We start from the raw sequence: 13,131 nt of genomic DNA, 5'->3' as shown, positions 1-13,131 counted from the left end.
CGCGAGTATCCCCGCGCGCCCTTTTGTCATCTCGCAAAGGCTCAGTTGCCGCGCTGGATACGCTCCATCAGCGCGCCGGTCTCTTCGGCCGGCAGGGCCGCGCGCAGCGCGAACCAGATCACCACCAGCGACCACACCGCGACCAGGGCCATCCCGCCCCAGAAGTTCAGCACATTGAGCGCGTGATCCGACGTTCCGAGCGCCGTGATCACCCAAAGCCCGCCGAACCACAGAGCCAGCCAGCCGATATGGCCCCAGCCGAACTCGGAGGCGGATTTCTTCTGCACGACGTGGAAGACGACGGCATAGACCGCGAAGCCCCCGAGCAGCATCCCGAACAGGATCGAGTCGGTGTAGAAACCCGTCCAGTAGATCACGAGGTTCGACGCGATGAAGGCCAGCGGCGCAAGGAACTCCGCCCCTTTCAGGCGGAAGGCGCGCTCGGCATCGGGTTGGCTGCGGCGCAGCACCATCAGGACGATCGGACCGAGGCCGTAGGTCAGAACCGTGATCGAGCTGATATAGCCCACCAGCAGTTGCCATGCCGGGAAGGGCAGCAGGAAGAACACGCCCACGGCCCACATCACCGCAACCGCCAGCCACGGCACGCCGTGGCGGGTCGTGTGGGTCAGCGCGCTCGGTCCGCTCTCGGTGTCGCCCACCGCGTAGAGGATACGCGAGCCGCCGGTGACGTAGATCAGCCCCGTCCCGCCGGGAGAGACATAGGCATCGACGTAAAGGAGCAGCGCGAGCCATCCCATGCCCAGCGTCGCCGCGAGACCGGCGAAGGGACCAGCGGAGCCTTTGAAGCTCAACGACGACCAGCCATTCGCCAGATCGCCCTGCGAGAGCGCCATGATGAAGGCCACCTGCAGCAGGATATAAACGATCGCGGCGAGAATGACCGAGCCGATCACCGCCATCGGGATATTGCGGCCCGGATTGGCGCTCTCGCCGCCCAGGTCGATCGCGGTGCGGAAGCCAAGGAAGGAGAACACGATCCCTGCGGCCGGAATGGCGGTGAACATGCCCTGCGCCTTGTAGGTGCCCGGTGCCGCATGCCAGACGCCCCAATGGGACGAGGCCGCGATCAGCCCGACCACGGTGATCAGCGGCACGGCGATCTTCCACCACGTGACGGTGTTGTTCACCTTTAGCAGCGCCTTGATCGCGAGCAGGTTCAGCAGCGCCAGCACGCTCAGGAGCAGCGCAGAGGTGATGAAGCCCACCAGCGTCAGCGTGCCCGACCCGTCCCCGCGCAGGAAATAGGGCAGGTAGTTATTGGCATAGGTGACGATCCCCTCGGCCTCGACCGCGGGCACCGGCGCATAGCTGAGAAACAGCATCCAGCCCCAGAGCCGTCCCAGCGTCGCGCCGTGGCTCGCATGGCTCATATGGACGAGCGCGCCGGATTTGGAGAACATCGTGGAGAGCTCGGCGAAGCACAGCGCGATCAACATGATGATCGCAGCCCCGATCACCCAGGACCAGACCGAGAGCGGCCCCGCGATTTTCGAGGCGTGATAGGCGCCGAACAACCAGCCCGAGCCGATCATCGACGTCGTTGAGGCAAAGAGCAGCCCGATGACCCCGGCGTCGCGCCGCAGTTTGCCTCCTCCGGCCATCGTTTCCGTTGATGCCATTGGTTAATCCCCTGTTTCTTATTAATCACAAGGGTTCAACTAGGGCGCGATTTCGCCAACCGGAGCGATTACACGGGCTTGTGGCGGAACGCGATCACGCGTGAAATCTGCAGTCGGACTTAGCGCAGGAATTTCTGGGCAAGCTTCGCCATGCGTCCGCTGCGATAGGGCGGCATCAGCATCGAAAGCGGCGCGAAACGGTTCTCGAGCACGGGCTTGAGATGGGTGAAGGCCTCGAAGCCCCAATGCCCATGCGCGGCCCCGACACCCGAATTCCCGATCCCGCCGAAGGGCAGGTTTTGGTGCAGGTAATGGACCAGCGCGACATTGACGCCGACCGCGCCCGAACTGGTCGCGCGGCGCAATCGGTCGATCAGACCGCGGTCGCGCTCGAAGATATAAAGGGCGAGCGGCTTCGGCCCGGCTTCGATCCGCGCCACCACATCCGCCGCATCGTCGAAGGGAATGACCGGCAGAACAGGGCCGAAAATCTCCTCCTGCTCGACGCGCATCGACGGGTCGGTGCCCATCAGGACGGTCGGCGCGATATAGCGGCTCTCGGCCTCGCTCGTGGCGCCGGTCAGCGCCTTTGCGCCAGCGGATTGCGCGCTCTCGATCATGCCCATCAGGCGGGCGAAATGATCCGGGTTGATGATCCGCGCGAGGTCGCGCGACGCCGCCTGCGCCTCTTCCGTCTTGCCATACATCCGCGCGATCGCGGCTTTCAGCTCGGCCAGAAACGGCGCTTCGATCTGCTTGGCGACATAGACGTGATCGGGGGCGATACAGGTCTGACCGGCATTCGCGAACTTGCCCCAGGCGATCATCCGCGCGGCCTTTTTCAGATCCGCACCGGGGCCGACGATGACCGGGGATTTGCCCCCGAGTTCCAGCGTCACAGAGGTGAGATGCTTCGCCGCCGCCGCCATCACGATCTTGCCCACCCGCGGCGAGCCGGTGAAGAAGATATGATCGAAAGGCTGGTCGAGCAGTTCCTGACTGACCTCGACCCCGCCCTGCACCACGCGCACGAGATCGGCGGGCAGCGCCTCCTCGACGATCTGCGCGATCACGGCAGCGCTGGCCGGGGCCAGCTCGGACGGTTTGACGATCGCGGCACAGCCAGCCGCGATGGCCGAAACCAGCGGCCCGAGCGACAGCGCCAGCGGGTAATTCCACGGCGCGATGATCAGCGCGGTGCCCTTCGGCTCGGGCACGATCCGCGCGCGGGTGCCCAGCATCGCGCGGGTCGGGCGGACCCGGCGCACTCGCGTCCACGTTTTCAGGTGGCGCAGCGCGTGCGAAATCTCGGCCTGAACGGGCAGAATTTCGGTCAGGCGGATCTCGGCCTCGGGCTTGGAAAAATCCTCGGCCAGCGCCGCGAGGATCTCCGCCTCGCAATCGTGGATCGCGCGCGAGAGCGCCTGCAGCGCCGCGCGCCGCTGCGCGGGATCGAAGGCCATGCGGCGCTGTGGATTGCCCGCCGCGAGGTCGACGAAAATCTGCGCCGGGGTCTTGAAACTGCGGTGATCCATCGGGGCTCCTTTGCCGCGCATCTCACCGCGCGGGAGGGGAAATGGCAAGCGGCAGCGCGGCTTAGCGCGCGCGACGCAGCGGCAAGGACAGCACGAAGAGCACGGTCGAGGCCGCCACGATCGACGGACCGGCGGGGGTGTCGAACTGCAGCGAGCCCCAGAGCCCCAGCAGCACCGAGGCGATCCCCACCCCGGTCGCGCCCGCGGCCATCGCCTCGGGCCCGCGCGCGAATTGCCGCGCCGTGGCCGCCGGGATGATGAGCAGTGCCGCGATCAACAGCGCGCCGACGATCTTGATCGCCACCGCCACGGTCAGCGCCAGCGCGATGGTCAGCGCCATCTGCTCGCGCCGCGGATCGAGCCCCGAGGACATCGCCAGCTCGTCATTGATCGTCGCGGTCAGCAGCCCCTGCCAGCGCCATGCCAGCAGCGCCACGACCACGGCCGAGCCGCCCCAGACCACGGCGAGGTCGCTGCGCGACACGGCGAGAATATCGCCGAACAGCCATGCCGACAGATCGACCCGCAGCCCCGATTGCAGCGACGCCGCAACGAGGCCGAAGGCCAGTGCGGAATGGGCGAGCACGCCCAAGAGCGTGTCCATCGCATGGCCGCGCCCAGAAAGCCGCGCGACGGTCAGCGCCATCGCCAGCGCCACGCCGAGCGTGCCGAGATAGACCGAAATACCGAAAGCGAAGCTCAGCGCCACGCCGAGGATCGCCGCATGGGCCGTCGCATCGCCGAAATAGGCCATCCGCCGCCACACCACGAAAGAGCCCAAGGGGCCGGTCGCGAAGGTCAGGCCGATCCCGGCCAACGCCGCGCGGAAAAGAAAATCGTCAAACATGCGCCTGCCCGTGGGTTTGAGTGCCGTCCTGCGCCGCGTCATGGGCGTGATCGTGATCGTGGCCGCAGGTCGCGTGATCCGCATGTTCGCCATGATCGTGGCTGTGCTGATAGAGCGCGAAGGCCCCCTGCGTGCCCATCCCGAACAGCGCGCGATATTCCGGTGCCTCGGCCACCACCTTCGGCGTGCCCTGACAGCAGACATGGCCGTTGAGGCAGATCACCCGATCCGAGGCCGACATCACGACGTGCAGATCGTGACTGACCATCAGCACCGCGCAGCCGGTTTCCTGACGGACCTCTTCGATCAGCTTGTAGAACCCCGCCGTGCCGGGCTGGTCGAGGCCCTGCGTCGGCTCGTCGAGGATCAGGATCTGAGGCTCCGACAGCAAGGCGCGCGCCAGAAGCACCCGTTGGAACTGCCCGCCCGAGAGGCGCGAAATCTGCCGCGCGCCCAGATGCGGAACGCCGGTGCGCTCCAGGGCGGCCTCGGCGCGGGCGTTCGAGACGCGCTTGGGCAGCGACAGGAAGCGGCGCACCGTCAGCGGCAGGCTCGCATCGACATGCAGCTTTTGCGGGACGTAACCGATCCGCAACCCCGCCTGACGGTTCACCTTGCCGCGCGCGGCGCGCTCCAGCCCGATCAGAGCGCGGATCAGCGTCGATTTACCCGAGCCGTTGGGCCCGACGACGGTAACGATCTCGCCTGGGGAAATAGTGAAGTCGACGCCGTGAAGCACTTCGACCTCGCCATGGCGCACGCTCAGGCCCTGCGCCGTGATCAATTCGCTCATTGCGCCTCCTCAGCGGCGCAGTTCGGGCAGAGCCCCAGCGCCTCGACGGTTGCCCGCTCGACATGGAAATTCAGCCGCTCGGCCGCGCCCTGCAGCGCGTGGCGCACCTCTTCGGCCCCCTCTTCGGGTCCAGCCTCGGCGACCTCGCCACAGTTGCGGCAGATCAGGAAGACCGGCGCATGTTCCTCGCCCGGGCTCATGCAGGCGGCAAAGGCATTCAGGCGGCGCACGCGATGCGCAAGACCGTGCTCGACAAGGAATTCCAGCGCGCGATAGGCGACGGGCGGCTGCTTGCCGAACCCATCCTCTGCGAGCCGGTCGAGCACCTCGTAGGCCCCCATAGCCCGGTGTTCTTCCAGCAGAATTTCCAGCGCGCGCTTGCGCACCGGGGTCAGACGCGCGCCCTTTTCGGCGGCGACAGCCTCGGCGCGCGCCAGCGTCGTGCCGGCGCATCGGCTGTGGTCATGCGGCGTGAAAGCCTTGGCGGAAGAGGTCGAAGATCCCACGAGAGCGTTACCTTATCACATTTCTTCTTGACGAGTGATTTTATAACATACATGTTCCGCTCCTCAGATCAAGTTGGACAGGAGACATCCGATGCGCCCCACCCTTCCCGTTCTCGTGAGCGCCCTCGTCGCGCTGCCCGCGCTCGCCCAAGCCGAAGTGCCCAGCGTCGTCACCGATGTGCCGCCGGTGCAGTCTCTCGTCGCGCAGGTGATGGGCGATCTGGGCAAGCCCGAAGTGCTGCTCGGTCAGAATTCGGACGCGCATCACTATCAGCTAAAGCCAAGCCAAGCGCGCGATCTGCAGGATGCCGATCTCGTCTTCTGGGTCGGCCCGCGCCTGACGCCTTGGCTCGAACGCGCGATCGAGGGCGTCGGCGTGAAGGGCCAATCGGTCGAATTGCTGCACGCCCCCGGCACGAATGTGCGCAGCTTCTCGGCGCAGGACCCGCATGATCACAGCGCCGATCTCGACGAGGACGAGGATCACGCCGAGGCGGGGCACGACGACCACGGCGAGGTCGACCAGATGACCGATCCCCATGCGTGGCTCGACCCCGACAATGCGAAGCTTTGGCTCGGCCTGATCGCCGACGACCTTTCCAAAGCCGATCCCGAACATGCCGACACCTACGTGGCCAATGCCAAAGAGGCACAGGCGCGGATCGAGACGCTCGACGCCAAGCTCAAGGCTGAATTCGCGCCGGTCGCGGATAAACCCTTCCTCGTCTATCACGCGGCCTATGGCTATCTGGCCGATCATTACGGGCTGACCATCATGGGCGCGCTCTCGCCCAGCGACGCTTCGACCCCCGGCGCGGCGCATCTGGTGAGCCTGCGCGACGAAGCCTCGGCGAAGGAAGCCGTCTGCGCCTTCCCGGAAGCGAACCACGACCCGAAAATGGTCGAAATCCTCGTCGATGGCACGCCGGTGACGCTCGGCAAGCCGCTCGATCCGTCCGGCACCGCGCTGACCTATGGCCCCGGCCTGTACAACGACCTGATGCAGGGAATGGCGGACACGATCACCGCCTGCCTGTCGCAGGGTTGATCCCGCAAGACCGCCGTGCGATCTGATGCGCCATGGCTGATTGGATCGCACTCACGGAAGAATTCGGGCGCTGGCGCGCCGCACATGTCTCGGACGGGGCGGTGAGCGACCGCAAATCCGGGCCCGCCGCGCGCCCGCTCTTGCCCGACGGGGCCGCTGCGATCGTGGCGGCCTCCGCTGCAGGCCCTGCCCCGCGCGCCCTGCCCTGCACCCCTCGCCCCGAAGGCGCGCTGCCGCTGACCGAAATCGGCGGGCAAAGCTATCCCGCCCTGCCCGGCCTGATCCAAGACAGCGACGGCACCGAGATCACCGCCCCCGAGGCGGCCCGGATCGCCGGCATCCTCGCCGGCCTCCCGCAATTCGACGGCGTGATCTGGATCTGCGGCGCAAGCGCGATCTGGGCGCATATCTCGGCGGGTGAAGTCGTCAGCGCGATGCGCGCAGGCTCCGCCGCGATGCTGGCCGCCCTTGGCGCACCGCTGGAGGCAGGCGACGGGTTCGACGCAGCCCTCGCCGATACGCTCTCGCGCCCCGAACGCCTCGCCCGCGAATTGGCCCCGCTCAGCCTCGGACGCCCCGCCCCACGCGCCGCTGGTGCCGTGCTTGGGGCCGAACTCGCAGCTGCGAAACCGTGGTGGCTCGGGCAAACCGTGCTGGCGCTGTCCTCCGCCTCCGCCCCCGGCTGGTCGGAAATTTGCGCCCGCGGCTTGCAAGCGCAGGGCGCGCAGGTCACGTTGGGCGACGGGGAGGCCGCGCTGATCGCGGGCCTGTCCGCGGCGCGCCGACCCGGCGCGTAACCGAGCGGCGAAAATAGGCGGCAGAGGATGGATGCATGAGTGAAACCGAACTGCCCGAAGCCTTCGCCGAACTCGCCCCCCGTTTCGGATTTTCCCGCCCCGCAGGCCGCTGCCTCGGCGCGATCTGGCGCGCGGCGCAAGCGCCCTCGGCCGACGATCTGGTGACGCAGCTTGGGCTGTCGCGTTCCAATGTCTCGACCGCGCTTAAGGAATTGCGCGATGCCGGTCTGGTGCAGGCCGCACGCTCGCCCGGCTCGCGCAAGGATTTCTTCGTGGCGCCCACCGAGCCGTGGGAACTGGCACGCCTGATGCTGGCCGAACGCGAGCGTCGCGTCATCGGCCCCGCGCGTGACCACCTTTCCGCCCTGGAAGCCCGCAGCGCCGATCCGCGCGCGGCGGCCCTGTGCGAGCTGCTCGACGCGGCCTCGGGCTACATCCAGGCACTGATCCGTCTCGACCCCGCCGAGCTTGCCCGTCACATCGACCCGGCGCGCGGCGGCGGCAAAGCGGAAAAGCCCGCGCCTAAGCCGTCGAAGAAGAAAAAGAAAAAAGCCGCGCAAAGCTGAGCGCGGCTTTTTCGATTTCGAGTGGCGATGCGGTTTACACCAACCGGCTCTGATCCCGCGCGGCCTTGATGAAGCCCGCAAAGAGCGGGTGCGGTGCGAAGGGCTTCGATTTCAACTCGGGGTGGAACTGCACGCCGATGAACCACGGATGGTCCTTGTGCTCGACGATCTCGGGCAGGCGGCCATCGGGCGACATGCCGGAGAAGGTCATGCCGCATTTCTCGAGCGGCTCGCGATACTTGATGTCGACCTCGTAGCGGTGGCGGTGACGCTCTTCGATATCGGTCGAGCCGTAGACTTCCGCGACCTTCGAGCCCTCTTTCAGTGCGGCCGAATAGGCGCCCAGACGCATCGTGCCGCCCTTGTCGTCGGTCACCTTGCGCTCGACCCGGTGGTTGCCCTGCACCCATTCCTTGAGGTGATAGACGACCGGGGTGAAGCGCTTCTTGCCCGCCTCGTGGTCGAATTCTTCCGAGCCCGCATCGCTGACGCCCGCGAGGTTCCGCGCGGCCTCGATGACGGCCATCTGCATCCCCAGACAGATGCCCAAGTAAGGCACGCCCTTTTCGCGCGCGAATTGGGCCGCCCGGATCTTGCCTTCCGTGCCGCGCTCGCCGAAGCCGCCGGGCACGAGGATCGCGTGGTAGTTTTCCAGATAGGGCGCGGGATCTTCGTTCTCGAAAATCTCCGCGTCGATCCATTCCGCCTTCACGCGGACCCGGTTCGCCATGCCGCCATGGGTCAGCGCCTCGGCGATCGACTTGTAGGCGTCCTCCAGCTGGACATATTTGCCGACGATCGCGACACGCACTTCGCCCTCGGCATGGTCGAGACGATCCATCACGTCTTCCCAGCGGCTCAGTTCAGGCTTCGGCGCGGGCGAGATGCCGAACGCGTCCAGAACCGCCTGATCGAGGCCCATGCGGTGATAGGCCAGCGGCGCCTCGTAGATCGACTTCAGGTCATAGGCCGGGATCACCGCTTCGGGGCGCACGTTACAGAACAGCGCGATTTTGCCGCGCTCTTTCTCCGGAATCGGCTGCTCCGAGCGGCAGACCAGCACGTCGGGCTGCAGGCCGATCGAGCGCAGTTCCTTCACCGAGTGCTGCGTCGGCTTGGTCTTCAGCTCGCCCGACGCCGCCAGATAGGGCAGCAGCGTGAGGTGCATGAAGATACATTGGCCGCGCGGACGGTCCTGGCTGAACTGGCGGATCGCTTCGAAGAAGGGCAGGCCCTCGATATCGCCGACCGTGCCGCCGATCTCGCAGAGCATGAAATCGACCTCGTCGTCGCCGACATCGAGGAAGTCCTTGATCTCGTTGGTGACGTGCGGGATCACCTGGATCGTTTTGCCCAGATATTCGCCGCGGCGCTCTTTCTCGAGCACGTTGGTGTAGATCCGCCCCGACGAGATCGAGTCGGTCTTGCGCGCCGAGACGCCGGTGAAGCGTTCGTAATGGCCAAGGTCGAGATCGGTCTCGGCCCCGTCATCGGTGACGAAGACCTCGCCATGCTCGAACGGGCTCATCGTGCCCGGATCGACATTGAGATACGGGTCGAGCTTGCGCAGCCGAACCGAAAAGCCGCGTGCTTGCAGCAATGCCCCCAAGGCGGCGGATGCCAAACCCTTGCCGAGCGACGAGACAACGCCGCCGGTAATGAAGACATAACGTGCCATGAAGACCCCCGTGATCTGCGAAATTCGAATGGTTTCCCTGCCCAAAGAGGGTCAGGATCACGGGATTTAATGCTTACACGATTCGCGGCCTGCCCGCAACCAGACCGCAAGCTATTGAGTTTGGATTGGACGCACCCGCAACTTTTTGTGGGTGCGAACCGATTGTCGGCTGAAGTGACGGCTTAGTTGGCGGCGGGCGGCGTAACCGGACCGCTTTGCGTATCCGTCGTGGTTTCGCCCGCGTTTCCGCCGGTCGAGGAATCCGACCCGCTTGCCGGCGGCGGCATCACGACATCGAGCGACGGCGTCGAGCCGGTCGTGTCATTCGCCGGCGCGGTCTCTGCCGGAGCGCTTTGCTCGGGCGCGGCGCTATCGAGCACCGAGCTGCTGCCCGCTTTCTGCGCGGCCAGAACCGTCAGCGTCACCGAGGTCGCGAAGAAGCCGGCGGCGAGAACCCAGGTCACGCGAGTCAGCGCATTGGCCGCCTGCCGACCGGTCATCAGCCCGCCGACACCGCCGCCAGAGCTGTTGGACGACCCCATGCCGAGGCCACCCCCTTCGGAGCGTTGCAGCAGCACCACGCCAATCAGCAGCAGTGCGAGGATCAGATGGATCGAGAGAACGACGTTTTCCATGAACGGGTCGGGCCTTCTTTCTTGCGACGCGCCTATCTAGGCGGATGAGACTGAGGGTGCAAGGCCGCAGAGGTGTATTTTCGGCTTTCGCGGGGTCAAATCGGCACAGCCACGCAGCGTGCGTCCGCCCTCCCCTTCGTTTTGGTCCAAATATCCCCGCCGGAGGCGCCTGCCCCTCGCGCGCGCGTCACACGTGAGTAGAGCGGACCACCTCTCGCAAATGCGGGCTTTCGCACCGCGCGCTCAGCCGCTATACCTCGCGCGGTTTTACACCTGCCAAGGAGAGAGCAATGGCCAATGTCGTCGTCGTCGGCGCCCAATGGGGTGACGAGGGGAAAGGCAAGATCGTGGACTGGCTCAGCGAGCGCGCGGATGTGATCGCGCGGTTTCAGGGCGGTCATAACGCGGGCCATACGCTCGTGATCGACGGCAAGGTCTACAAGCTCAACGCGCTGCCTTCGGGCGTGGTGCGGGGCGGCAAGCTCTCGGTGATCGGCAATGGCGTCGTGCTCGACCCGTTCCACCTGCTCGCAGAGATCGAGAAGATCCGCGATCAGGGCGTCGAGATCACCCCCGAGACGCTGATGATCGCGGAAAACACCCCGCTGATCCTGCCGATTCACGGCGAGCTCGATCGCGCCCGCGAGGAAGCGGCGTCGAAAGGCACCAAGATCGGCACCACCGGTCGCGGCATCGGTCCGGCCTATGAAGACAAGGTGGGCCGCCGCTCGGTCCGCGTGGCTGATCTCGCCGATGACGCGACGCTGGAAGCCCGCGTCGACCGCGCGCTGCAGCACCACGATCCGCTGCGCAAGGGCCTCGGCATCGAGGCGATCGACCGCGACGCGCTGATCGCAAAGCTAAAGGAAGTCGCGCCCGAGATCCTGAAATACGCAGCTCCCGTCTGGAAAGTGCTCAACGAGAAGCGCAAGCAGGGTAAGCGCATCCTGTTCGAAGGCGCGCAGGGCTCGTTGCTGGATATCGATTTCGGCACCTACCCCTTCGTGACCTCGTCGAACGTGGTCGCAGGTCAGGCCGCAGCCGGCACCGGCATGGGCCCGGGCGCAATCGATTTCGTCCTTGGCATCGTCAAAGCCTACACCACCCGCGTCGGCGAAGGCCCCTTCCCGACCGAGCTGGACGACGAAGACGGCAACCGCCTCGGCACGCGCGGCCATGAATTCGGCACCGTCACGGGCCGCAAGCGCCGCTGTGGCTGGTTCGATGCGGCGCTGGTGCGCCAGACCTGCGCGATCTCCGGCGTGAACGGCATCGCGCTGACCAAGCTCGACGTGCTCGACGGCTTTGAGACGATCAAGATCTGCACCGGTTATGAGCTCGACGGCGAGACGCTCGACTATCTGCCGACCGCCGCGGAAGAGCAGAAGCGCTGCGTGCCCGTCTATGAAGAGATCGAAGGCTGGGCCGAATCGACCGAAGGCGCGCGCAGCTGGGCCGATCTTCCGGCGGCGGCGATCAAATATGTCCGCCGGATCGAGGAGCTGATCGACTGCCCGGTCGCGATGCTTTCGACCTCGCCTGAGCGCGACGACACGATCCTCGTGACCGACCCCTTCGCGGATTGATCCGATGGCGCTGAGCTACAAGGCCCGACGCCGCCTCTCGCTGCTGGCCCTCGTCGTGGGGCTGCCCGCCTATATCGTCGTCGCGGTGACGGTGGTGAACTGGGCGGGCGCGCGCTGGGGGCGGCTGCCGATCTGGGCCGAGTTCGGCGTCTATGTCGTGCTTGGCTTGCTGTGGATTGCGCCGCTCAAGCCGATCTTCAAAGGCGTCGGCAAGGACGATCCCGACGATCCGTCGCAGCCGTGACACCCTCTGGCGGGCGCGCTGAAAAACGGGCAAATTAGCCCGATGACAAGCGCGCCCTGCCCCTCCCGCCCGACAGTCTGACCAATTCCGACATCGCGGAACTGACCGCGTGGCGGCACCGTCTGCATCAGGACCCCGAGCTTTCCGGCGAGGAACGCGACACTGCCGCGCGTGTCGTCGCGATGCTGCTGCCGACCGCCCCCGACCGGACGCTGACCGAGCTTGGCGGGCATGGCATCGCCGCGATCTACGAGGGGGCGGAGCCCGGCCCGACGATTCTCTTACGCTGCGAATTGGACGCGCTGCCGATCCACGAGACCGGCACGCCGCCTTACCGGTCGAACTTTCCCGGCAAGGGGCATCTGTGCGGCCATGACGGTCACATGGCGATTCTCGCAGGCGTGGCGCGCTGGCTGTCGCGCAATCGACCCATCCGCGGCCGCGCGATCTTGCTATTCCAACCCGCCGAAGAGACGGGCGCGGGGGCTGCGGCCGTGATCGCCGATCCGCGCTTTGCCGAGATCGCGCCCGATCTCTCCTTCGCGCTGCACAATATGCCCGGCGTGCCCTTCGGGGCGGCGGCGCTGCAGGACGGGGTGATGAATTGCGCCTCGCGCGGTATGAAAATCACGCTCACGGGGTGGACCGCCCATGCCTCGCTGCCTGAAAGCGGTCGTTCCCCCGCCTCGGCGCTGGCCCGGCTGCTGACCGACCTGACGGCGCTCGGCAACGATCTGCACCAGAGCGATCCCGATTTCGCGCGCGTGACGATCACCCATGCGCGGCTCGGCGAACCCGCCTTCGGTGTCGCGCCCGGCGCGGCGGAGCTGTGGGCGACCCTGCGCACCCAGCGCGATACGGGGATGGCGGGGCTCGTGGAGAAAGCCGAGGCGATGGTGCATGAGGCTGCCGATGCGCTCGGGCTGGAGCGCGAGATCACCTATCACGACGTCTTTCGCCATTGCGAAAATACTCCCGAAGCGACCGAAATTCTGCGCGCGGCGCTGCAGGCCGAGGGGATCGAGACCACCGAGACCGATCTGCCGATGCGCGCCTCCGAGGATTTCGGGCGTTTCGCCGATCACGGTCCCGCCGCGATGGCGCTTCTGGGCGCGGGCAACCGCCCGGCCCTGCACAACCCCGATTACGATTTCCCCGACGCGCTGATCGGCCCCGGCGCGCGCGTCCTGATCCAGTGCCTGCGCGCGCGGCTGTACTGATCCAATGAGAAAGGGCGGCCCCGCAGGACCGCC

13 protein-coding genes are annotated in these 13,131 nt (G+C 66.5%); 6 read left to right on the top strand and 7 right to left on the bottom strand.

Annotation, left to right across the window (positions count from 1 at the left end):
* Positions 1-41: 41 nt before the first annotated feature.
* The 5 genes from AKL02_RS06145 to AKL02_RS06125 all read right to left on the bottom strand — a co-directional run bounded on the left by AKL02_RS06145 (position 42) and on the right by AKL02_RS06125 (position 5,324).
* Positions 42-1,643 carry an APC family permease gene (locus AKL02_RS06145; protein WP_083074740.1) on the bottom strand — a complete coding sequence of 534 codons (1,602 nt, stop codon included), beginning with the start codon at positions 1,641-1,643 and terminating at the stop codon, positions 42-44.
* A gap of 119 nt (positions 1,644-1,762) precedes the next feature.
* On the bottom strand, positions 1,763-3,178 hold the full coding sequence (locus tag AKL02_RS06140; protein WP_083074737.1) for an aldehyde dehydrogenase family protein: 1,416 nt from the start codon (positions 3,176-3,178) through the stop codon (positions 1,763-1,765).
* Between the two features lie 61 nt (positions 3,179-3,239).
* Positions 3,240-4,025 (bottom strand): metal ABC transporter permease, encoded by a 786-nt coding sequence (locus tag AKL02_RS06135; protein WP_078519617.1) that lies wholly within the window; start codon positions 4,023-4,025, stop codon positions 3,240-3,242.
* The gene (locus tag AKL02_RS06130; protein WP_078599433.1) at positions 4,018-4,818 is read right to left on the bottom strand and encodes a metal ABC transporter ATP-binding protein; all 801 of its coding nucleotides are present in this window, start codon (positions 4,816-4,818) and stop codon (positions 4,018-4,020) included. The genes AKL02_RS06135 and AKL02_RS06130 overlap by 8 nt, the downstream gene beginning before the upstream one ends.
* Complete coding sequence (locus tag AKL02_RS06125; RefSeq protein WP_078519619.1) at positions 4,815-5,324, bottom strand: Fur family transcriptional regulator; 510 nt, start codon at positions 5,322-5,324, stop codon at positions 4,815-4,817. Before AKL02_RS06125 ends, AKL02_RS06130 begins: the two co-directional genes overlap by 4 nt.
* 91 nt (positions 5,325-5,415) lie before the next feature.
* On the opposite strand from AKL02_RS06125, the gene AKL02_RS06120 reads away from it, so the two are divergent.
* From AKL02_RS06120 to AKL02_RS06110, 3 genes are read left to right on the top strand one after another with little or no spacing between them, the layout of a single operon-like run.
* Positions 5,416-6,372, top strand: a complete 957-nt coding sequence (locus AKL02_RS06120; RefSeq protein ID WP_083074734.1) for a zinc ABC transporter substrate-binding protein — start codon at positions 5,416-5,418, stop codon at positions 6,370-6,372.
* Between the two features lie 32 nt (positions 6,373-6,404).
* The gene (locus AKL02_RS06115; protein ID WP_083074731.1) at positions 6,405-7,169 is read left to right on the top strand and encodes a 2-dehydro-3-deoxygalactonokinase; all 765 of its coding nucleotides are present in this window, start codon (positions 6,405-6,407) and stop codon (positions 7,167-7,169) included.
* Positions 7,170-7,204: 35 nt separating this feature from the next.
* Positions 7,205-7,735, top strand: coding sequence for a GbsR/MarR family transcriptional regulator (locus AKL02_RS06110; RefSeq protein ID WP_083074728.1), 531 nt, complete (start codon positions 7,205-7,207; stop codon positions 7,733-7,735).
* A gap of 34 nt (positions 7,736-7,769) precedes the next feature.
* Here the strand turns inward: AKL02_RS06110 and AKL02_RS06105 are convergent, their stop codons facing one another.
* Both AKL02_RS06105 and secG read right to left on the bottom strand, forming a co-directional pair.
* The gene (locus tag AKL02_RS06105) at positions 7,770-9,413 is read right to left on the bottom strand and encodes a CTP synthase (protein ID WP_078519623.1); all 1,644 of its coding nucleotides are present in this window, start codon (positions 9,411-9,413) and stop codon (positions 7,770-7,772) included.
* Positions 9,414-9,595: 182 nt separating this feature from the next.
* Positions 9,596-10,048, bottom strand: coding sequence for a preprotein translocase subunit SecG (secG, locus tag AKL02_RS06100; RefSeq protein ID WP_078569428.1), 453 nt, complete (start codon positions 10,046-10,048; stop codon positions 9,596-9,598).
* Between the two features lie 290 nt (positions 10,049-10,338).
* On the opposite strand from secG, the gene AKL02_RS06095 reads away from it, so the two are divergent.
* The 3 genes from AKL02_RS06095 to AKL02_RS06085 are packed head-to-tail and all read left to right on the top strand — an operon-like array spanning position 10,339 to position 13,098.
* Positions 10,339-11,634, top strand: a complete 1,296-nt coding sequence (locus AKL02_RS06095) for an adenylosuccinate synthase (RefSeq protein ID WP_078539695.1) — start codon at positions 10,339-10,341, stop codon at positions 11,632-11,634.
* Positions 11,635-11,638: 4 nt separating this feature from the next.
* Positions 11,639-11,878: a DUF2842 domain-containing protein gene (locus tag AKL02_RS06090; protein ID WP_078539696.1), complete on the top strand. Its 240-nt coding sequence runs from the start codon at positions 11,639-11,641 to the stop codon at positions 11,876-11,878.
* Between the two features lie 56 nt (positions 11,879-11,934).
* Positions 11,935-13,098, top strand: coding sequence for an amidohydrolase (locus AKL02_RS06085; RefSeq protein WP_332836471.1), 1,164 nt, complete (start codon positions 11,935-11,937; stop codon positions 13,096-13,098).
* The last annotated feature ends 33 nt before the right edge of the window (positions 13,099-13,131 follow it).

The organism is Thioclava electrotropha (assembly GCF_002085925.2).
Classification (GTDB): domain Bacteria; phylum Pseudomonadota; class Alphaproteobacteria; order Rhodobacterales; family Rhodobacteraceae; genus Thioclava; species Thioclava electrotropha.
The sequence above is the reverse complement of the archived record's forward strand: the minus strand, read 5'-3'. Positions and strand labels throughout refer to the sequence as shown.

What these genes read in the sequence shown, in the direction of transcription:
- AKL02_RS06140 (WP_083074737.1), bottom strand. Translation starts at nt 3,178, where the DNA reads ATGGATCACCGCAGTTTCAAGACCCCGGCGCAGATTTTCGTCGACCTC.
- AKL02_RS06145 (WP_083074740.1), bottom strand. Translation starts at nt 1,643, where the DNA reads ATGGCATCAACGGAAACGATGGCCGGAGGAGGCAAACTGCGGCGCGAC.
- AKL02_RS06090 (WP_078539696.1), top strand. Translation starts at nt 11,639, where the DNA reads ATGGCGCTGAGCTACAAGGCCCGACGCCGCCTCTCGCTGCTGGCCCTC.
- AKL02_RS06105 (WP_078519623.1), bottom strand. Translation starts at nt 9,413, where the DNA reads ATGGCACGTTATGTCTTCATTACCGGCGGCGTTGTCTCGTCGCTCGGC.
- AKL02_RS06110 (WP_083074728.1), top strand. Translation starts at nt 7,205, where the DNA reads ATGAGTGAAACCGAACTGCCCGAAGCCTTCGCCGAACTCGCCCCCCGT.
- AKL02_RS06115 (WP_083074731.1), top strand. Translation starts at nt 6,405, where the DNA reads ATGGCTGATTGGATCGCACTCACGGAAGAATTCGGGCGCTGGCGCGCC.
- AKL02_RS06120 (WP_083074734.1), top strand. Translation starts at nt 5,416, where the DNA reads ATGCGCCCCACCCTTCCCGTTCTCGTGAGCGCCCTCGTCGCGCTGCCC.
- secG (WP_078569428.1), bottom strand. Translation starts at nt 10,048, where the DNA reads ATGGAAAACGTCGTTCTCTCGATCCATCTGATCCTCGCACTGCTGCTG.
- AKL02_RS06095 (WP_078539695.1), top strand. Translation starts at nt 10,339, where the DNA reads ATGGCCAATGTCGTCGTCGTCGGCGCCCAATGGGGTGACGAGGGGAAA.
- AKL02_RS06130 (WP_078599433.1), bottom strand. Translation starts at nt 4,818, where the DNA reads ATGAGCGAATTGATCACGGCGCAGGGCCTGAGCGTGCGCCATGGCGAG.
- AKL02_RS06135 (WP_078519617.1), bottom strand. Translation starts at nt 4,025, where the DNA reads ATGTTTGACGATTTTCTTTTCCGCGCGGCGTTGGCCGGGATCGGCCTG.